The organism is Leptotrichia buccalis C-1013-b, assembly GCF_000023905.1.
In the GTDB taxonomy this organism is placed as follows: Bacteria; Fusobacteriota; Fusobacteriia; order Fusobacteriales; family Leptotrichiaceae; genus Leptotrichia; species Leptotrichia buccalis.
The window spans coordinates 1,935,138-1,955,558 of sequence record NC_013192.1 but is presented as its reverse complement, the minus strand read 5'-3'; the positions used below and the strand labels follow the sequence as shown (position 1 = coordinate 1,955,558).

Genomic DNA, 20,421 nt, shown 5'->3' with positions numbered 1-20,421 from the left:
TAACTTGACAATTTAATTCTTGAAGTTTGGTGATGTTAGCAGCAGGGATACACCCGGTTACATTTCGAACCCGGCAGTTAAGTCTGTTTACGCCTAAAATACTTGGATTCGTCCCGGGAAAATAGGTAGTTGCCAAACTTTTTTCTTTTGTGTGTCTCCGTAGCTCAGCCGGTTAGAGCATCTGACTGTTAATCAGAGGGTCGTTGGTTCGAGTCCAACCGGGGACGCCATTTTTTTTTATTTTTCTTTCCTGTAATTTCACTTCATAGCATATCACTTACAGTTAGTTATTTTTTAATCTTAATTAACAAATTTATTCTTAATTCTATTGTATTTTTATATTATTTCTAGCTTAAATAGGGAATGTTTAATAAATTTGTTATTTAAATGGAGTTTAATATTAGTTCATAAATACATGGCTAAATGGTAATTCGATATTGTTTTTCATTTCTCATCTGAAAGTTTTTGTATTCAAGTATATTTCCTTCTCTGTTTAATTTATGCCCTTCCTTTTTGATATAAGCTACTTTATTAGTCCATTTTTATTTGTGCTATGTTCGTAGGAGAAAATATACTTTTATATTTATACTTTCCAGCTTTGTAAGTTTGGTAAATTATGAATCAGTGTCAGAAGTTTTATTTTCATGGCTTGTTATTAAATCTGTTCTATAAACGCAAATTTATTATCTAGCTGAAGTTTGTAGTGACTTTTTTGTGAAGTTGTGTTATTATTTAGCATAGCAAGAATGAGCATTTCTAATTTTGTGAGAGATATTAGTGTATTATTTTACTATTTTTTTCAATAGGTTTTAGTGTTACACCTGATTATCCAATACATCTCTGTCAAAATTTAAAAAAAAAGTAGAAAAAAAAGTAAAAATGATTTATAATATAGTAAAATTATTTTTAGATAGAAATATTAGAATTATAATTGCTGATTTAATTTTTGGAAGTATTAAAGCATAATAATTTGAATAATAATAAAATCTTTTAAATAAATAACAAATTTTTTCAAAATCAGAAATAATGGAGATTGATTTTATCGTAATTTTATTAATTCATAAAATCAAAAAATCTTAAAAGTAACACAAATTTAGAGTTTCTAATTTTGGAATATTATAAAAATTGTACAATGATTCTAGAGGGTTCTCTAGTTAATTTTTATTTAAATGGGAGAAAAAAATGGCTAGGAAAATTAGTATAGAGGCTGATAGCTTGAAAAAGATATATAAAAAAAGGGAAGTTGTAAAAAGTGTGAGTCTGTCTATGGAAAAAGGTGAAGTTGTGGGACTTCTTGGACCAAATGGAGCGGGAAAGACGACTACTTTTTATATGATCACAGGGATTGTAAGACCAAATTATGGAAGAGTTATGTACAATGGAGAGGAAATTACAAATTTGCCTATGTATAAGAGAGCTAGGCTTGGGCTTGGTTATTTGCCACAGGAAGCATCTGTTTTTAGGAATTTGACTGTGGAAGAAAATATTGTGTCAGTTTTGGAAATGCGAGGAGTTAAGAAAAAAGAAAGAATTGCCACAATGCAGAATTTGATTGAGGAATTTAAATTGTCACATGTAGCAAAAAGTTTGGGATATGCACTTTCTGGAGGGGAACGTAGACGTGTGGAGATTGCTAGAACTATTTCTACAAATCCAGACTTCATACTGCTGGATGAGCCTTTTGCGGGAGTAGATCCGATTGCAGTTGAGGATATTCAGAATATAATAATGCAGTTAAAGGAACGTGGGCTTGGGATATTGATTACCGATCATAATGTGCGTGAAACGTTGAGGATTACCGAAAGAGCCTACATAATGGCAGAAGGTACAATTCTGATTGCAGGAACAGGACAGCAGATTGCAAATGACGAAACAGCGAGAAGAGTGTATCTAGGGGATAACTTCAAACTTGATTAGAGAGGATGATTTTTTTGAAAAATGTGATTTTAACATCGTCTTTATACGAAAGTATAGAACTTGTAAAAAAATTTTTAGATAAAAATACTGAAAGTAAAAAAATACTATTTATTCCCACAGCAACTAATGTAGACGAATATAAAAAATACATACATCTTACTCAAAAGGCATTTGAAGATTTTGGTTATGAAGTGGAGAATTTTGATGTTTCTATTTTTTCAGAAAAGACTGCAAAAGAGAAATTATCAGAAGCGAAAATAGTTTTTATTTCTGGTGGAAATACTTTCTATTTATTGCAAGAATTAAAAAGAAAAAATTTAACATCTTATTTAAAGGAAAGAATAGAAAATGGACTGCTATATATTGGAGAATCAGCAGGTTCAGTAATAGCGGCTCCTGATATAGAGTATGCTTCTGTAATTGACGATAAGACAGTGGCAACAGAATTAGATGGTTATGCAGGATTAAATCTAGTAGATTTTTGCATAGTTCCTCATTTTGAGGAAGAGCCTTTTGTGGAAGGTTCGAGAAAAACTGTTGAATTATATAAAGATAAATTGGATTTGAAATTGATTAATAATAAAGAAGCAATATTGGTTGAAAATAATAATTTTACAATAATAAAATAAAGATACAATAGGAAAGGAGCGGGATTGTTTCAACAATCTCAAACAAATAATGACAGGAAATGAAATAAGAAAAAGTTTTGTAGATTTTTTTAAATCGAAAGAGCATAAACATTTTGAAAGTGCGTCGCTTATACCGGATGATAAGAGCTTATTGCTGACTGTAGCAGGAATGGTACCGTTTAAGCCATTCTTTTTGGGAGAAAAGGAGGCACCATTTAAAAGAATTACGACTTATCAGAAATGTATCAGAACTAATGATTTGGAAAATGTTGGGAGAACGCCTAGACACCATACATTTTTTGAAATGTTAGGTAATTTTTCATTTGGAGATTATTTTAAAAAGGAAGCTATTGAGTGGTCTTGGGAGTATATAACAAAAGTATTGAAACTGGAAGAGGACAGACTTTGGGTATCTGTGTATAAAACAGATGATGAGGCTTATGAAATCTGGAACAAGGAAATTGGAGTGCCGGCAGAAAGAATTGTTAGGCTTGGAGAAGAGGACAACTGGTGGGCGGCAGGACCTGTGGGATCTTGCGGGCCTTGCAGCGAGATTTATTACGATACTCAGAATATGGGGAAAAATAACGAAGAGGCTGACAGAAAGCCAGGAGATGACGGAGATAGATTTTTAGAAATCTGGAATCTGGTATTTACTGAATGGAACAGGCTTGAAGACGGTTCACTTGTGCCGCTTCCAGAAAAAAATATTGACACAGGGGCAGGACTTGAGAGAATTGCTTCAGTTGTACAAAACAAGGATAACAACTTTGACACTGATTTGTTTACAAATATTACAAAAGGTATAAAATCTGTACTTGAAATTCAAGGAAATGAAAATGAGGAAGCAATAAAAATTATTGCCGATCACGTAAGAGCTTCAGTATTTTTGATTGGAGATGGAGTATTGCCGTCAAATGAAGGGCGTGGATATATTTTAAGAAAAATTATAAGACGTGCCTTTGGAGCTGGAAGCGCCGCAAAACAGAAGGTTTTTGAAAAAGAAGATATATTTCTTTATAAATTAGTGCCTTACGTTCTTGAAACAATGAATGAAGCATATCCCGAATTAGCTGAAAAGCAGGAATATATTGAAAAAGTTATAAGACTGGAAGAAGAAAGATTTGCAACAACTTTGAAAAATGGAACTGAAATGCTGGAAGAAGAAATTCAAAAATTAAAAGGGGAAAATCAGAAGGAATTGCCAGCTGAACTGACTTTCAAACTGTATGATACTTTTGGATTCCCGTTTGAACTTACAAAATTAATCTTGGAAAATCAAGGATTTGAAGCATCAGAAGAAGAATTTGAGAAAAAGCTGGCAGAACAGGTACAGCGTTCAAAAGACAGCAGAACAACAATTTCCGATATGATAAAAGATGAATTTATAGATGAATTTTTTGAAAAGCACGGAAAAACAGAATTTACTGGATATTTGCAAAACTATGAAGAAAAAAGTAAACTTTTACATATTGCCAAAAGTGAAGGAATTTCAGGATATGAGATGATTTTTGACAAAACTCCGTTTTATGCTGAATCTGGAGGGCAAGTTGCTGATACAGGAATTATCACTTCTGGAGAATTTGAAGGAAAAGTTGTAAATGTGGTTAAAAAACACGATGTCTTTATTCATCAGGTTGAAATCATAAGAGGAATTGCTCCGGCTGTAGGCGTGGAAGTGAAAATGCAAATTGATGTAAACCGTAGAAAAGATATTCAGAGAAATCATACAGCTACACACATTTTACACAAAGTTTTAAGAGAAAATCTAGGAACACATGTAGAGCAGTCTGGATCGCTTGTGGATGATGAAAAATTAAGATTTGACTTTTCACATTACGAAGCAATCAGTCCAGAAATGATTGAAAAAATTGAAAAAGGTGTAAATGACATTATTTTATCAAATTTACAAGTAAAAATAAATTATGAAAATATTGAAGATGCAAAAGCAAGAGGGGCGATGGCATTATTTTCAGACAAATATGGAGATATAGTTCGTGTTGTTGAAATTGACGGATATTCTATCGAGCTTTGCGGAGGAACACATGTTAAATCAACTGGAGAAATAGGATTATTCAATATCGAATCTGAAAATGGAATTGCTTCAGGAACACGTAGAATTACAGCTACAACTGGACATAAGAGTTTGAATTATGTAAACAGACTTGAAGAAAAAATAAAGGAAATATCTGATATTTTTAGAACAGATGAAAAAAATGTTGTCGATATTATCGAAAAATATATTGGAGATATGAGAGCAGCAGTAAAAGTGCATGAAGAAATGCAGACAAAACTGGTAAAATATGAAATCAATGAAATGCTTGAAAATGTGGAAACAGTAAATGGTGTGAAAGTGTTAAAAAGATCATTTGTTGATAAAAATGTTGATGAGCTAAAAGAGATTGTAGACAGAGGAAAAGAAAAAATGCAGTCTGGAATCGTTATTTTGGGAACAAATAACAATGGAAAGGCAGTTTTTGTAGTTGGAGTTACAAAAGACTTGATTTCAAAAGTGAAAGCTGGAGAAATAGTAAAAGTTGCGGCTCAAGTTGCTGGCGGAAATGGTGGAGGACGTCCTGACTTTGCACAGGCTGGTGGAAAAAATGGAAGCGCTGTAAAAGAAGCCGTTGAAAAGGCATTTGAGTTTGTGACTGAAAAATTATAATAGATTCACTTTTAGATATACAGGTTTAGATTTTTACTAAAGCAGATATTATTAAGTAAGGGGGTAATCTCCCCCTTTCAAGACAATCTAAAATTATATTTGATTAAGTAAAACTTAACTTTATAAAAAATAATTTTATTAAGTCTATAAAATAGTAAATTGTTTAAGAAATGAGAAATAAAAAATGAAAAAATTTATTGGATTAGATGTGGGAGATGTCAGAATTGGGGTTGCCAAATGCGATCCTTTGGGAATTCTTGCGACTGCTCTCGAAGTGATTGACAGAACAAAGACAAATCCTGTTGAAAGAATAAAGGAAATACTAGATGATGAAGGTACAAAAAAAGTTGTAGTGGGAATGCCAAAAAGTCTTGACGGCACGAAAAAACGTCAGGTGGAAAAAGTGGAGGAATTTGTGGAAGAATTGAAAAAGAGTATTTCAAATATTCAGATTATCTTTGTAGATGAGCGTTACACAACAACAGAGGCTGAGCATTATCTAAAAAACTATTCCAAAAAGAATGGAAAAGAACGTAGGAAAGTAGTAGATATGGTTGCAGCGTCAATAATTTTGCAAAAATATCTCGACACATTGCCTTAAGAATAGATATTTAAATAAAACAAAAAAGAAAGGATGAAAAAATGCAAAATAAAAAATCACATTATATTTGGTTATTTTTAGTAATTTTTGTTCCAGCTCTTATTTTGTACTTTAATAAAGTAAAACTGGGACTTGATTTACGTGGTGGAACATCAGTTGTATTACAGGCACAGGGGAAAATAGAGGCTGATACAATGAGTAAGGTTAGAAATATTATTGAAAGACGGGTAAATAGTATTGGGGTAGCTGAGCCTGTTATTCAGCTTAGTGGAAATGATAAATTGATAGTGGAGCTTGCGGGGATAAAAGATCCTCAAAAGGCTATTGAATTGATTGGTACGACAGCAAAACTTGAGTTTAGAATAAAAAATAAGGATGGTTCTTATGGGCCTGTTTTATTGGAAGGTTCTGCATTAAAATCAGCAGGAGTTTCTAGGGATCAGGTTGGAATGCCTTCTGTAAGTTTTGAATTAAATTCACAGGGAGCAAATACTTTTGCTAAGATTACAAGGGAAAATATTGGGAAGCAATTGGCAATAATGCTTGATAATAAAGAACAGTCAGCTCCTACAATTAACAGTGAAATTAACGGTGGAAGCGGAATTATAACTGGAAGATTTTCAATGGAAGAAGCAAACAATCTTGCAAATCTGTTAAAATCAGGGGCATTGCCTGTGGAAATTAAAATTGTTGAAAATAGAACAGTTGGAGCGACACTTGGTGTAGATTCAATAAAACAGACTGGAATAGCTGGGCTAATTGCCTTAGGTGTAATCTCAGTATTTATGATTGCTATTTATAAAATACCAGGAATTGTTGCTGATATTGCACTTTTAATAAACGGAGTTTTAGTTTTAGGACTTCTTAGCGGTATTGGTGCGGCTTTGACACTTCCAGGGATTGCAGGATTTATCCTTACACTTGGTATGGCAGTTGATTCAAATGTAATTACTTATGAGAGAATAAAAGAAGAATTGCGGCTTGGAGAATCGCTTCACGATGCGGTTGAAAGAGGTTATGAAAATGCCTTTCCTGCCATAATTGATGGAAATATAACAACATTACTCGTGGCAGCGGTATTGTTCTTTCTTGGAACTGGACCAATTAAAGGATTTGCTGTAACATTGTCGCTTGGGGTAGTGGCTACTATAATTACAGGAGTATTTGTTTCAAAAGTAATATTAAAGTTATTTATAAAAACATTTAACATAAAAAGAGAGCAGTTGTTCTGGAAAGGAGCTTTGAATGAAGATTAATTTAAAAGTAATAGAGCGTAGAAAACTTTATTTGGGAATTTCGGCAGTAATGGTTATAGTTTCGCTAGTTTCATTATTTGCAATAAAGTTAAATCTTGGTGTAGATTTTAAAGGTGGAGAGTTAATTCAGTTAAAATATGAGAAAAAAATTGACCAGAATGCAGTAAACAGTACATTAAGTGGTTTAGTTGGAGAAATACCACAAATGAAAGCTAAAAGAGTGCAATTTTCAGACACAGATAATACTGTTATTATAAGAACTGAACAATTAAAAGATACACAAAAAGCAAAAGTAATGTCAGAATTGAGCCAAAAAACTGGGAAATATGAAGTTGTGAAAAATGAAACTGTAGGTGCCGTAATTGGTAAGGAATTAACATCTAATGCAATTCAGGCACTCTTAATTGGAAGTATTTTAATTATTATTTATATTACAGTAAGATTTGAATTTATTTATGCGGTAGCAGGAATTGTGGCATTAATTCATGATGTTATTATTGCCTTTGGAGTTATTGCAATGCTTAAATATGAGATAGATACACCATTTATTGCTGCAATTCTTACAATTTTAGGATATTCGATTAACGATACGATTGTTGTATTTGACAGGATTCGTGAAAATATTAAAAGAAACAGGGAAGGAAGAAATAAAGTTACACAATCATTTGGTGAAGTAATAGAAAAATCAATAAATCAAGTGTTTACAAGATCAATTTATACTTCATTGACAACTCTGTTTTCAGTAATTGTTCTTTTAATTTTAGGTGGAGATACATTAAAAACGTTTAGTATGACTCTGTTTATAGGAATGCTTGTTGGAACTTATTCATCAGTATTTGTGGCAAGCCCTTTGGTTTACATAATGAAAAAAGGTAAAAATGAGCCAAAATCTAAAGATGTTATAAAAAGTTCTGGTAAAACAGTAAATGGATATGATGAAAAAGATAAAGTATTAGTTTAATTGAAAAACAAAAAATATATTTGATAATAAATAAAAAATGATAAATTTAGAAGGTGAATTGAAAAATGCGATGCTGGGCAGAAATAAATATAAATAATTTATATAGCAATATTGATGAAATTGAAAAAATTGTAGCAAAAGATAAAATAATAGCAGTTATAAAGGCAGATGCCTATGGGCATGGAATGCTTAAAATATGTGATGCTTTGATAAAAAAGGGAATAAAGAACTTTGCAGTTGCTACGAGTGACGAAGCACTTAAAATTAAGGAGCTTCACAATGATATTATGGTGCTTATACTAGGTCCTGTGGAAAATGAGTATATGGATTTAATTGCTGATAAAAATATTTATTTTATGGTGACAGATTTTGAGGAAATAGAATATTTGGAAAAAACTGGGGGAAAAAAAGGAAAAACTACAGATGTATTTATAAAGATAGATACAGGAATGGGACGTGTAGGGTTTCAGGAAAGTGAAGTGGAAGATTTGAATAAAATCTTAAAAAATTCTAGCCATATTAATCCAATAGGAATTTTCTCGCATTTTTCATCATCAGACAGTGACAAAGACTATACAAAATTGCAGGAAAGCAAATTTAAAGCAATGTGTGAAAAAATATCAAGTGGGATACCATCAATAAAATATAGACATTTGCACAATAGCTTTGGAACTTTAAAATTTCAGGACAGCATAGAAGATTTTGTAAGAGTGGGAATTATACTTTATGGAGGAGTTATAGATGAAGAAACGTTTCCATATAAATTTAAGCCAGTAATGTCTCTTTTGGCAAAAATTAGTTACATAAAAACATTAAAGGAAGACAGTTTTATAAGTTATGGAAACACGTATAAAGGAAAAGCTGGAGGAACTTATGCGACAGTTTCTATTGGATATGCTGACGGAGTAAGGCGTGATTTGTCAAACAAAGGCTATGTTTTTTACAAAGGGCATAAATGTGAAATTGTAGGACGTGTCTGTATGGATCAGCTTATGATTTTACTTCCTGATGAATTGAAAGATATGGCTAAAAAAGGTGATATTGTGGAATTTTTTGGGGAAAATATAAGTGTTGTGGAAGTTGCTGATTTATGTAATACAATTTCGTATGAAATTATGTGTGGAATAAGTCAAAGAGTGCCTAGAATTTATGTGGAAAAATAGAGGTAGGAAAAATGATACTGGATATTGGATTTATAATATTGCTGATAATATTTATTCTTCTTGGATATAAAAGGGGATTTTCATTGGAATTCTTTAATATGTTTAAATATATTTTGATTATTTTTATTACGAATTATATTTATAAATTTTTTTTTGATTCAGAAAAAATAAAATCGAGAAATCAATTGAAGATATTTATTATTATGGTTGTAATCCAGTATATTGTTTATTCTGTTATTTTAATAATGAATGGGAAGTTCTTGAAAACTATAAAAATAAAAAGATTTGATAAATTTTCTGGAATAATTTTTGGAATATTTAAAATATTTTTTGTTTCAATTATTATTTATATTGTCATTATTACGGGTTCGTTAAATAGTAAAAAAATAAGAAATATAAGAGATGAAAGTGTTTCTGCCCAATTTATGACAAAATATGCATTAAAATATTTAGATTCTTTTCCAAATTTTATAAAAAATGATGTAGAAAATTATGCTGTAAAAAAAAGGGAAAATCAAATAATAAATGATATTTTAAGTAATTATAAAAAATTAGAGACAGAAGAATTTAAGAATAGTCGAACTGCAGATTAGAACATTTAAAAATAACATTTTAGAATAATATTCAAACCTTTTTAAAATTGAACTGAAAAATTGAATATCTTTAAAATAGAGGTTTTCAAACTTTTGAGTTTAGTTTTAAAATGGTATTGCTTATCAAAAATTATAATTAAAAAAGGAAAACTGATAAAAATGAAAATAATTGACAAATATATCTACAATTCACTTATTCTGCCATCGGTATTTGGAATTAGCATATTTACATTTATTATGATGTTAAATGTTGTAATGGAAGTTATGGAAAGATTATTTGCGAGTGATTTGCCATTTATATCAATAATTGACTATTTATTTTATGCAATGCCGGGAGTTTTAGTGCAGACGATACCGATGGGAGCATTTCTTGGAGTGATGCTTGTTTATGGTGGACTTTCTGAAACAAATGAAATTGTTGCAATGGAAGGTTCTGGAGTCGGGCTTTTTAGAATAATCAGACCTGCATTTATTTTTGGAGTGATACTTACTCTTATTGGATTAGGGCTTGAGCTTTATGTAAATCCACGTGCATTAAAAAATATTAATGCTCAGACAAAGCAGATTTTAGCTTCAAGACCAAGTTCACTTACAGAAGAAAAAGTCTTTTTGTCAAATGAAGAAAAAGGCTTTGGATTTTATATAGACGAAGTGAGTAACGATAAGGCTACAGCTAAAAATTTCCTAATTATAAATAAACGTGGAGATAATCCGTATCCAATAGTATTTCTAGCTGAAGATGCAAAGTTTGATCCAGGAATTATAAGATTAAAGAAGGTAAAGGGATACGCCTTTGATAAAACTGGAAGCAGTCAAGTATCAGCTGAATATCAGGAGCAGGAGATACCGATTTCCACTTTTTTTAGGGAAAAGAAACAAGAGTTGAAGAAGAGTCGTAAGGAAATGAATTTAAAGGAGCTGGAAAAATTTTATAAAGCAAATATAAAAAATCCTGAAGAAAAGGAAGCAGCATTAAAAGCACAAGTAGAAATTTACCAAAGAATTATAGGACCTCTTGCAAGTACTTTTTTATGCTGGCTAGGAGTTTTACTTTCTGTGGGGCATAGAAGAAGTGGAAGAGGAATAAGTTTTGGAATAAGTTTAATAGTTATATTTGGATATATAGGAATGGCAAGCTATGCTAAAATTATGGTTTTAAAAAATGATGTACCAGCTAGTATTGCAATGTGGGTTCCTAATTTTGTTTTATTTATATTGTGCATATTTTTTTCAATAAAAAAATATAAAGGAAATTAGCGAAAGGAGGAGCATGAATAAATTAGATAAATATATAATTGTAAATTATGTAAAAAGTTTTATTTTAGGTATGATGATGTTCTTTCTAATATTTTTGCTAGCCGAAAGTATTACATTGACAGGTTGGCTTATGGATGGAAAACTGAAAGGCTCTGAAGCTTTAAAATATTTAAGATACGGGATACCTGAAATTGTAACAAACACAGCTCCTCTTGGAGTATTGTTAGGAAGTCTCCTATGTATAAGTAAAATGGCAAAACAGCTGGAAGTTGCCGCAATGAAGACAAGCGGGATAAGTTTTGCAAGAGTTGCATTATTTCCCATTTTATTTTCAGCTTTAGTAAGTTTGGGAGTGTTTTGGTTAAATTATGATTATCTTGGGAGAGCAAATACAAAAAAGGAAGATTTGAAGACATTGAAAATTGACAATAAAGAGCCTGTCAGATCAGAAAAGGATTTTGTATTCGTGAAAATTGATAAAAGAACAGTTCTCTTTAGTGGGCATGCAAATAAAAATAACGGAACAATGAACTATGTTACAATTCTAAAATTTGAAAATGGATTTAAAGTAATAAGAAAAATGTATACAGCTTCTTTTGCTAAAATTAATCCTAAAACTAATGAATGGACTTTTAAAGATTTAAAGGAATATGACAGCAAAACAAATGTAACAAAACCGTTTGATACAAAAAAATTTAAATTTGTGGCTTCGATGGAAGATGTACTCGCAAGTGCGGTAAAAGCTAAAAATTTGACAATGCCAGAATTACGTGAAAAAACAGTTTATTTTACAAGAGTTGGAGCAGATTCGTTAAATTTAAGAATAGAATTTTATTATAGAATATCTTTTGCATTATCTTCGCTTGTAATGTCTTTAATAGGGCTTTCACTAGGGAGTAGATATGTTAGAGGAGGAGCTGCTGTAAATATTGGATTGTCTGTAATAATTGGTTATGCGTATTATGGAGTCAGCACAATTTTACGTTCAATGGCAGTTTCTGGAACAGTTCCAATTTATGTTGCCTGTTTTGTTCCATTAATAATATTCCTTGTTGTTGGAATAAAATTGTTTAAAGATGCAGAATATTAAAATTATTTTAGAAGAGAAAGGATTAGAATGATAGAAAAAATAAAAACGGATACGGGAATAGAAGTTATTTTTGACAAATTAGAAAGTATTTCCACTTGTTCGGTCGGAGTATTTGTAAAAACAGGTTCACGAGATGAAAGTGATACGGAAGAAGGAATTTCACACGTGCTGGAACATATGATTTTTAAAGGGACACCAACAAGAAGCTATTTTGAAATTTCAGAAGAGATTGACTATCTTGGAGCAAATGTGAATGCACATACAACAAAGGAAGAAACAGTTTTTTATATAAACGCTTTGACACAATTTTTAGGAAAATCTGTGGATATTTTGTTTGATATTGTTACAAATTCTACAATTGATGAAAAAGAACTGGAAAAGGAAAAAGATGTAATTGTGGAAGAAATCAAGATGTATAAGGATTCGCCAGATGACCTTGTATTTGAAACAAATTATGCAGATTGTATAAATGGACAATATGGAAAGCCGATTATTGGGACAGAAGAAAGTGTAAAAGGATTTACAGCAGAAGAGATTAGAAAATATTATAGGGAAAGATATACAAAGGATAATATTCTAGTTGTAGTTTCAGGAAATTTTGATAAAGATGAAATTATTCAGAAAATAAATGAGTATTTTGGAAAACTGGCTGATACAAAAGTTGATAGACGTGAAAAAATTGATTTTTCATTTAATGCAGGGAAAAGAACAGTTTCAAAAGATATAAATCAGGTAAATATCTGCATTTCTCATAAAAGTGAAGATTATAACAGTGAAAAAAAAGTATATACAGATATTTTGTCAAATATTATAGGAGGTTCAATGAGTTCTAGACTTTTTCAGGAAATTCGTGAGAAAAATGGACTAGCCTATTCTGTTTATACATATAACCAGTATTATCTTTCTGGAGGTTTAACTTCAACATATATTGGAACTAATTTGGAAAGTTATGAAAAAGCTATAGAAATTACACTTTTAGAATTTAAGAAATTACGTGAGAATGGAGTGACGGAAGAGGAGCTTCAAAAATCAAAAAATAAATATATAAGTAGAATTTCATTTGCTATGGAAAATCCACGTTCAAGAATGGGAATTTTAGGAAATTATTATATTAGAAAAAATGAAATTCTAGATACAGAGAAATTGAAAAATGAAGTAAATACAGTAAGACTTGAAGATGTGAATAATTTTGCAAGAATGAAATATCTGGAAGAAAATATTACAGTTTTGGGGAATATTAACGTATAGAAAAAATAAAGCAGTAAAGGTTAATGAAGTTAATTGAGGGGAAATAAAAAATTAAAATTAGGAGAAGGAAATGTTTCGAAACCAAAAATTAATGATAGAAGAAATAAAAAATAATATTTTTCGGATGGACAAGATGATTTTATTAATAGTCTATGCACTTGTAACAATCAGTACAGTTTTCGTATATAGTGCAACAAGACAAAGTGGAATGGTTATAAAGAATATTCTGTGGATTGCAGTAGGTTCTATATTAGTTTTGTTGTTGTCATATATGGATTATAGAAATCTGAAAAGATATGTTTGGCATATTTATGGTATAGGTGTTACTTTGTTATTGATTGTGCGTTTTGCAGGAAAAAAGACTCTGGGAGCACAGCGTTGGATTTCCTTGGGACCATTTCAATTGCAGCCTTCAGAATTTGTAAAAGTGGGAATTATTATAATAATCGCTTATTGGATTGTAACAAAGTATAAAGACGGTATTAACAATCTGCAAGACATTATTGGCTCAATTTTACCAACGATGCCACTTATTTTATTAGTTTTGATACAGCCTGACCTAGGAACAACATTAATAACGGTTTCAGCATTCTTATTTATGATATTTCTATATGGAGCTGATATGAAACCAATCTGGATAATTGGACTTGTTGTATTGTTGTCAGTTTATCCTGTTTACAGATTTGTTTTAAGTAGCTACCAGAGAACACGTGTGGAGACATTTTTACATCCTGAAACAGATAGAAAAGGAAGCGGGTGGCACGTAATTCAATCAAAAATTTCCGTTGGTGCGGGAGGAGCATTAGGAAAGGGGGTTTTACAAGGAAGCCAAAGCAGATTGGAATTTTTGCCAGAAGCACAAACAGACTTTATTTTTTCAGTATTGTCTGAAGAATTAGGATTTTTAGGCTCTTCACTAGTCTTACTTCTATATTTTGGGCTGATTTATGAAATAATGAGGATATCGCGGATTATACAAGATGATTTTGGGCGACTCATACTCTATGGTATGGCAGCAGTAATTTTTATGCACGTAATTGTAAATGTGGGAATGACAATCGGACTTGTACCTGTTACAGGAAAACCGTTATTGTTTATGAGTTATGGAGGAAGTTCATTTTTGGCTTCATTTATAATGATAGGAATAGTGGAAAGTGTAAAAGTTCATAATAAGTAAAAGTAAGTTGAATAGGAGAAAATTTTTGAAAAGTAAAGAAGTTGTTGTAGATTCGGAAATGGAAGGAATGCGTCTTGACAGGTATTTGAGAAAAAATTTTAAGGATGAGCCGTTAAGTAGAATTTTTGGAGCAATAAGAGCTGGAGATGTTAAGGTTAATGGAAAAAAGTCAAAGGAAAATTATAGACTTGCATTAAATGATACAATTGTTATAAAAAATTTATTTTCAGAAAACTTTGATAATAAAAAAAGTTTTGAAAAAAATAATCTGAAAAAAATTCAAATACAGAAAAGTGATTTGGAAAAATATAAAAAAATGATAATTTTTGAAAATGAAGATTTTTTTATTGTCAATAAAAGTGAAAAAATTCCGATGCATAAGGGAACAGGGCATAAATATGGACTTGCCGAAGTTTTTAAGGAAATTTTTAAAAATGAAAATATTAATTTTGCTAATAGACTTGATTTTGAAACATCAGGACTTGTAATTGGCTGCAAGAATTTAAAATTTTTAAGATATATTTCTCAAAAAATTCGAGATAATGAAATACAAAAAAAATATTTTGCAATTGTGCATAATATAAAAAATAATATTGAATCTAAAATTTTTAAAATTGAAAATTATTTAACAACAACAGAAAATAAAGTTATTGTTTCAGAAAATCCTATTTCAAAAGATTCAAAAAAAAGTATTACAAATTTTAAAAAAATTTTGATTAGCGAGTTAAAAAATACAAAAAAAATATTAGATTTACTAGAAAAAAATAATAAAAATGTTTTTCTTTTGGATGTTGATTTGGTTACAGGAAGAAAACATCAAATAAGAGCACAGTTAGCACATCAAAAAATTCCAATTGTGGGCGATAAAAAGTATGGGATACAGGATGGAAGTAATAAATTTTTCCTTTGCTGTTATTTCCTTTCGTTTGATAATTATAAATTTTCAATTTTAAATAAAGTGTTTCTTTAAAAATACATATTTATCAAAGTTATTTCTAATATAGATAAGGTATTATATAGAGTATTATAACATCTGTTATTTAATTTTAAACAAGAGGTGAAGAGAATGGGATTATTTTCAAGTAAAAGATCAAAAAATAAATATGCAACACTTACATCTAAGTCAAAGTTGACAGTTGACATTGTGGATGATAACAAGTGGAAAAAATGTAATCAGTGTAATGAGATTATCTATAATGAAGATTTAAAAAATAATTTGAATGTTTGTCCAAAATGTGGGAATTATTTTAGATTAACAGCATTTGAAAGAATTGAATTATTAATTGATGAAGGAACATTTTTTGAAGAAGATATGACGCTTAATTCTAAAAATGTGTTATCTTTTCCTGAATATGAAGAAAAATTAGAAATTGCACGTGAAAAAAGTAGAATGTTAGACGGAGTAATTAGTGGGATAGGAACAATTAATGGAATAAAAGTAAGTATTGCGGCAATGGAATTTAATTTTATGGGTGGAAGTATGGGTTCTGTTGTTGGTGAAAGAATTACTAGAGCTCTTGAATTAGGGCTTAAAGAAAAAATACCAGTTGTAATTGTTTCAAGTTCTGGTGGTGCCAGAATGCAGGAAGGAATTTTGTCACTTATGCAAATGGCAAAAACTTCAGGTGCAGTAAAAAAATTAAATGAAGCGGGAATTCCTTTTATTTCAGTTCCTGTTGATCCGACTACAGGTGGAGTAACAGCTTCTTTTGCAATGCTTGGAGATGTAATAATAACAGAGCCGAATGCTTTAATTGCCTTTGCAGGGCCAAGAGTTATAGAACAAACTGTAAATCAAAAATTGCCAAAAGGTTTCCAAAGAGCTGAATTTTTATTGGAACACGGAATGGTTGACATAATTTCAGAAAGAAAAGATTTGAAAACAACAATTTATAGAGTATTAGAAAAATTGGTGTAAATTTAAAAATTTCTCAAATGAAAGGATAGGAATATGAGTATAAAAGATGAAATTAAGGAACTAGAAGAGGCAATATCGGAATTAAAGTCATTTTCAGATGAAAAAAATATTGATTTTTCTGCTCAAATAGTAGAACTGGAAAAAAAATTGGAAAGTAAATATAAAGATTTTGAAGAAAATGAACTGGATGCATGGAATAGAATTCAGATTTCAAGAGATCCTAAAAGACCATATACATTGGATTATATAAATGAATTGACTCAAGATTTTGTAGAGCTTCACGGAGATAGGCTATCAAAAGACGATCATGCTATTGTAGGTGGATTAGCCTCAATTGATGGATATAAAATAATGATTATCGGACAGCAGAAGGGAAGAGATATAGATTCGAATATTTTCAGGAATTTTGGTATGGCAAGTCCAGAAGGTTATAGAAAGGCTCTAAGACTGATGAGAATGGCAGAACGTTTTAAATTACCAATTTTAACGTTAATTGACACAGCTGGAGCATATCCTGGAATTGAAGCTGAGGAAAAAGGGCAAGGAGAAGCTATTGCTAAAAATTTGGCAGAAATGTTTGGATTTCGAGTGCCAATTGTATCAGTAGTAATTGGAGAAGGTGGAAGTGGAGGAGCATTAGGAATTGGTGTGGCAGATTCTATTTTAATGCTTGAAAATAGTGTATATTCTGTTATTTCTCCAGAAGGCTGCGCTTCGATTCTTTTTAATGATTCAACAAAAGCAGCGGAAGCGGCAAAAAGTCTGAAAATGGATGCAATCAGTTTAAAAAGTCTAGGAGTAATAGATGAAATTATAAAAGAACCTTTGGGTGGAGCTCATCGAAATTTTGAAGAAACAGCGCAGAATTTGAAAGAAGCAGTTGTAAAGGAATTTAAACGGATAGATAAGTATTCACTTCGAGAATTATTAAGAAGAAGATATGAGAAATATAGAAAAATTGGAGATTTCTTTGAAGAATAGTCAAGCAATAAAAAAATATTTTTATAAGGCATAAATTAACTTGCCTTATTTTTTTGACAATTTTTATTATATACTCGAACCCATTTAAAATTGAACTACTAAAAATTATATAAATTTAGGGTTTGAGTAAAATAGTCATAGATTTTGAGTTCGGTTTTAAAGACGTTTTACTATATTGATATAAAAAATATTTAAAATAAAAAATAAATTCAGAAATTAGTATTGATTTTAAAAAAAATTGGGGTATACTAATAAAGTATAGAAACAGAAATTTTAAATTTAAATGATATAATTAACAACAATTTGGGAGGAAAGCAAAAATGGGAACAATGAAGGCTGCAAGATGGCATAACAGAAAAGATGTAAGAGTTGAAGAAGTAGAAATTCCAGAAATTACAAGAGAAAATCAAATTAAAATCGCAGTAAAATATGCTGGAATTTGTGGAAGTGATTTGCATGAATATTTAGGAGGTCCTATTTTTATTCCAGCAGATACTCCACATCCTTATACTAATGAAAAAGCGCCTATCACAATGGGACACGAATTTTGTGGAGAAGTTATAGAAATTGGAAATGGAATTACTAAATTTAAAGTTGGGGATAGAGTTACAGTTGAGCCGATTTTGGCAAAAAATGGATTAGTTGGAAAATATAATCTAGATCCTAACTTGAACTTTATCGGACTTGCTGGTGGAGGTGGAGGATTCTCTGAATTTGTAGTTGTAAATGAAGATCAGGCTCATAAATTACCTGATGAAATTGACTTTGAGCAAGGAGCATTGACAGAACCAGCAGCAGTGGCAGTTTACGCAGTTAGACAAAGCAAATTCAATACAGGAGATACAGCCGCAGTCTTCGGCTGTGGACCAATCGGGCTTCTTATCATTGACGCATTGAGAGCATCTGGAGCAACAGAAATTTATGCTGTGGAAGTTTCGCCTGAAAGACAGGAAATCGCTAAAAAATTAGGAGCAATAATTGTAGATCCAACAAAAGTAAATTCAGTTGAATTTATAAAAGAGAAAACAAATGGCGGAGTAAATGTGTCTTATGAAGTGACAGGAGTTCCTGCTGTATTGCAGCAATCTTTGGAAGCCGCTGAAAAAGATGGAGAATTAATGGTTGTAAGTATCTGGGAAACAGAAGCACCGATTCAGCCTAACGAAGTGGTAATTCAAGAAAGAACAATAAAAGGAGTTATCGCATACCGTGATGTATTCCCTAAAACATTGGAACTGATGAAACAAGGATATTTTTCAAAAGATTTATTAGTAACAAAAAGAATTAAATTGGAAGATATTGTAAATGAAGGATTTGAGGCATTAGTTAAAGAAAAGAGCCAAGTTAAGATTTTGGTATCGCCTAAATAATTAAATTGAGAGTCTAAAAATTAAGTATATATTTGGTAAACCTGCTTTTAATCTTAAAGTTAAGAAAAGAGCAGGTTTATTATTTTTTGTTGGCTTATTTTAAGTTTAATTAAAGGTTTTGATGTTATAATTAATTATAGGTAAGATATTATTAGTTTTTATAGTATTAAAGAGATTTGACTATATTTTTAAAAGGAGTGTGGAAAAATGAAGTTAAAAGTTGGAGTAATAATTTTGGGAGGAATTATTATTGGAAATTTAAATATTTTTGGAACCCCTGCGATAAGAACACCGTATGTTTGTCCTATTGGTGGAGAAAAATTTGTAGATTTTCATATACCACAATGTCCTGGAAATAAATTTGTAATGTTTAAGGAAAAATTTACCAATGCAGAATTAAAAAAATACGAAAAAATTATTAATGGAAAAGATTATCGTGAAATTTCCAAAGAGGCGGGAAAATATTATTATTTAGGAAGATTTTATGAATTAACAAAAGAATTTTCGGATAAGGAAATTGGAGAAGCTTATTATAATTCGTATTATTTTGACCATTCAGAAAATCAGGCGATAACAAAAGAAGCATTGCAAAAGGGAATAAATTATTTGGAAAAATCATTTGAAGCTAAAAAGGAAGAAATACCTTGGAAATTATTAAATTTGTATGCTGAAAATAAAGAATATGAGAAAATGAATAAAATACTGGAGAGTGTTTCATCAAAAGATTTACAAAAGGCGGCAAATTTTTATTATGATTTGACAGGTATTGAGTTAAGCAATGGTTTTGAACGTTTCAAAAACAAAATTCAAGATAAAAATGATAAACGGATGATTGTAAATAAGGCACTTAAATTTTTACAAAGAGAAATAGCTGAAGACAAGAAAGAAATAACTGAAGAGCAATTATTACAACAAGCTAAATTATATCGTGAATTAGGTGAAAAAACAAAAATAGACCGTTTATTTGCTAAACTAGATAAAAAATATTATAAAGCTGTGAGCTTATTTTATATGGATGAACCTGAAAATTTTTTAGGATACGTCTACAATGAACAAAGTCTTTCAACAAATAATGAACTTACAAAATCCATAAATTATATTGATAAGGTAATTGCCAATTTAGACAATGAAATAAAAAAATCACAAAAGAGTAAAGATTATGCAACTTTAAAGCAGCGAAGAGAAGAAAGAGGGGATGCTTTATTAATAAAAGCAGAAGCTAACAGACGTTTAGGTAAATTTAATAAAGCTGAGAAAATTATAAATAGTATTTCTGAACAAGATATAACTAAAATTAATGAGTCAATGTTTAATGGTATAAAACAACAAATAAAATCTAAAAATTCAAAAGTAGTACAATATATTCCGCCCAAAATAATGTATTAGAATTTTAAAAAATTAAGAGTTATCCAAAAAATGATGGCTCTTTTTTTATTATGTGTAAATTATAATTTGAGTTATTAGTGAAAAAAAGTAATTTATATGGCGAATAGCAATTAAAATTAAGGGAAAAACAAGATTTTTTTTCTAAAATTTGTGAAAAATTTAGTAAAAAAATGGAAAAATATGAAAAATTTAAAAATTTTGACAATAAT

At 30.3% G+C, this 20,421-nt stretch carries 17 protein-coding genes, 1 tRNA gene and 1 rRNA gene; all 19 read left to right on the top strand.

Features of this window, described 5'->3' with window-relative positions:
* Positions 1-25 precede the first annotated feature (25 nt).
* The 19 genes from rrf (at position 26) to LEBU_RS09090 (ending at position 20,212) form a co-directional block, all read left to right on the top strand.
* Positions 26-138, top strand: a 5S ribosomal RNA gene (gene rrf, locus LEBU_RS09180).
* Positions 139-153: 15 nt separating this feature from the next.
* Positions 154-230: transfer RNA gene (locus tag LEBU_RS09175), tRNA-Asn, on the top strand.
* 952 nt (positions 231-1,182) lie between these two features.
* Entirely contained in the window at positions 1,183-1,917 is a 735-nt protein-coding gene (lptB, locus tag LEBU_RS09170) for an LPS export ABC transporter ATP-binding protein (protein WP_015770061.1), read from the top strand.
* Positions 1,918-1,922: 5 nt separating this feature from the next.
* Positions 1,923-2,546 (top strand): Type 1 glutamine amidotransferase-like domain-containing protein, encoded by a 624-nt coding sequence (locus LEBU_RS09165; protein ID WP_049756112.1) that lies wholly within the window; start codon positions 1,923-1,925, stop codon positions 2,544-2,546.
* Positions 2,547-2,595: 49 nt separating this feature from the next.
* Positions 2,596-5,211, top strand: a complete 2,616-nt coding sequence (gene alaS, locus LEBU_RS09160; protein WP_015770059.1) for an alanine--tRNA ligase — start codon at positions 2,596-2,598, stop codon at positions 5,209-5,211.
* Between the two features lie 184 nt (positions 5,212-5,395).
* The gene (ruvX, locus tag LEBU_RS09155; RefSeq protein ID WP_015770058.1) at positions 5,396-5,812 is read left to right on the top strand and encodes a Holliday junction resolvase RuvX; all 417 of its coding nucleotides are present in this window, start codon (positions 5,396-5,398) and stop codon (positions 5,810-5,812) included.
* Positions 5,813-5,853: 41 nt separating this feature from the next.
* On the top strand, positions 5,854-7,068 hold the full coding sequence (gene secD, locus LEBU_RS09150; RefSeq protein ID WP_015770057.1) for a protein translocase subunit SecD: 1,215 nt from the start codon (positions 5,854-5,856) through the stop codon (positions 7,066-7,068).
* The gene (gene secF / locus LEBU_RS09145) at positions 7,058-8,029 is read left to right on the top strand and encodes a protein translocase subunit SecF (RefSeq protein ID WP_015770056.1); all 972 of its coding nucleotides are present in this window, start codon (positions 7,058-7,060) and stop codon (positions 8,027-8,029) included. Before secD ends, secF begins: the two co-directional genes overlap by 11 nt.
* Positions 8,030-8,094: 65 nt before the next feature.
* Positions 8,095-9,192, top strand: a complete 1,098-nt coding sequence (gene alr / locus LEBU_RS09140) for an alanine racemase (protein WP_015770055.1) — start codon at positions 8,095-8,097, stop codon at positions 9,190-9,192.
* Positions 9,193-9,203: 11 nt separating this feature from the next.
* Positions 9,204-9,785, top strand: coding sequence for a CvpA family protein (locus LEBU_RS09135; RefSeq protein ID WP_015770054.1), 582 nt, complete (start codon positions 9,204-9,206; stop codon positions 9,783-9,785).
* Between the two features lie 159 nt (positions 9,786-9,944).
* On the top strand, positions 9,945-11,042 hold the full coding sequence (locus LEBU_RS09130) for an LptF/LptG family permease (RefSeq protein WP_015770053.1): 1,098 nt from the start codon (positions 9,945-9,947) through the stop codon (positions 11,040-11,042).
* Positions 11,043-11,055: 13 nt separating this feature from the next.
* Positions 11,056-12,132 (top strand): LptF/LptG family permease, encoded by a 1,077-nt coding sequence (locus LEBU_RS09125; RefSeq protein WP_015770052.1) that lies wholly within the window; start codon positions 11,056-11,058, stop codon positions 12,130-12,132.
* 27 nt (positions 12,133-12,159) lie between these two features.
* A complete protein-coding gene (locus LEBU_RS09120; protein WP_015770051.1) occupies positions 12,160-13,380 on the top strand; it encodes a M16 family metallopeptidase in 1,221 nt (406 codons plus the stop codon).
* Positions 13,381-13,450: 70 nt separating this feature from the next.
* Entirely contained in the window at positions 13,451-14,557 is a 1,107-nt protein-coding gene (gene rodA, locus LEBU_RS09115; RefSeq protein ID WP_015770050.1) for a rod shape-determining protein RodA, read from the top strand.
* A gap of 25 nt (positions 14,558-14,582) precedes the next feature.
* The gene (locus LEBU_RS09110; protein ID WP_015770049.1) at positions 14,583-15,527 is read left to right on the top strand and encodes an RluA family pseudouridine synthase; all 945 of its coding nucleotides are present in this window, start codon (positions 14,583-14,585) and stop codon (positions 15,525-15,527) included.
* Positions 15,528-15,623: 96 nt separating this feature from the next.
* Positions 15,624-16,475 (top strand): acetyl-CoA carboxylase, carboxyltransferase subunit beta, encoded by an 852-nt coding sequence (accD, locus tag LEBU_RS09105; RefSeq protein WP_015770048.1) that lies wholly within the window; start codon positions 15,624-15,626, stop codon positions 16,473-16,475.
* Positions 16,476-16,508: 33 nt separating this feature from the next.
* Positions 16,509-17,456, top strand: coding sequence for an acetyl-CoA carboxylase carboxyltransferase subunit alpha (locus LEBU_RS09100; RefSeq protein ID WP_015770047.1), 948 nt, complete (start codon positions 16,509-16,511; stop codon positions 17,454-17,456).
* A gap of 320 nt (positions 17,457-17,776) precedes the next feature.
* Complete coding sequence (locus tag LEBU_RS09095; protein ID WP_015770046.1) at positions 17,777-18,826, top strand: 2,3-butanediol dehydrogenase; 1,050 nt, start codon at positions 17,777-17,779, stop codon at positions 18,824-18,826.
* A 207-nt stretch (positions 18,827-19,033) separates the two neighbouring features.
* The gene (locus LEBU_RS09090) at positions 19,034-20,212 is read left to right on the top strand and encodes a hypothetical protein (RefSeq protein WP_015770045.1); all 1,179 of its coding nucleotides are present in this window, start codon (positions 19,034-19,036) and stop codon (positions 20,210-20,212) included.
* Positions 20,213-20,421: the final 209 nt, after the last annotated feature.

Excerpts from the sequence above, each read along its gene's own strand:
- alr (WP_015770055.1), top strand. The coding sequence starts at position 8,095 with ATGCGATGCTGGGCAGAAATAAATATAAATAATTTATATAGCAATATT.
- LEBU_RS09130 (WP_015770053.1), top strand. The coding sequence starts at position 9,945 with ATGAAAATAATTGACAAATATATCTACAATTCACTTATTCTGCCATCG.
- LEBU_RS09120 (WP_015770051.1), top strand. The coding sequence starts at position 12,160 with ATGATAGAAAAAATAAAAACGGATACGGGAATAGAAGTTATTTTTGAC.
- LEBU_RS09100 (WP_015770047.1), top strand. The coding sequence starts at position 16,509 with ATGAGTATAAAAGATGAAATTAAGGAACTAGAAGAGGCAATATCGGAA.
- LEBU_RS09090 (WP_015770045.1), top strand. The coding sequence starts at position 19,034 with ATGAAGTTAAAAGTTGGAGTAATAATTTTGGGAGGAATTATTATTGGA.
- rodA (WP_015770050.1), top strand. The coding sequence starts at position 13,451 with ATGTTTCGAAACCAAAAATTAATGATAGAAGAAATAAAAAATAATATT.
- ruvX (WP_015770058.1), top strand. The coding sequence starts at position 5,396 with ATGAAAAAATTTATTGGATTAGATGTGGGAGATGTCAGAATTGGGGTT.
- LEBU_RS09125 (WP_015770052.1), top strand. The coding sequence starts at position 11,056 with ATGAATAAATTAGATAAATATATAATTGTAAATTATGTAAAAAGTTTT.
- LEBU_RS09095 (WP_015770046.1), top strand. The coding sequence starts at position 17,777 with ATGGGAACAATGAAGGCTGCAAGATGGCATAACAGAAAAGATGTAAGA.
- secD (WP_015770057.1), top strand. The coding sequence starts at position 5,854 with ATGCAAAATAAAAAATCACATTATATTTGGTTATTTTTAGTAATTTTT.
- LEBU_RS09165 (WP_049756112.1), top strand. The coding sequence starts at position 1,923 with ATGATTTTTTTGAAAAATGTGATTTTAACATCGTCTTTATACGAAAGT.
- alaS (WP_015770059.1), top strand. The coding sequence starts at position 2,596 with ATGACAGGAAATGAAATAAGAAAAAGTTTTGTAGATTTTTTTAAATCG.
- lptB (WP_015770061.1), top strand. The coding sequence starts at position 1,183 with ATGGCTAGGAAAATTAGTATAGAGGCTGATAGCTTGAAAAAGATATAT.
- LEBU_RS09135 (WP_015770054.1), top strand. The coding sequence starts at position 9,204 with ATGATACTGGATATTGGATTTATAATATTGCTGATAATATTTATTCTT.
- accD (WP_015770048.1), top strand. The coding sequence starts at position 15,624 with ATGGGATTATTTTCAAGTAAAAGATCAAAAAATAAATATGCAACACTT.
- secF (WP_015770056.1), top strand. The coding sequence starts at position 7,058 with ATGAAGATTAATTTAAAAGTAATAGAGCGTAGAAAACTTTATTTGGGA.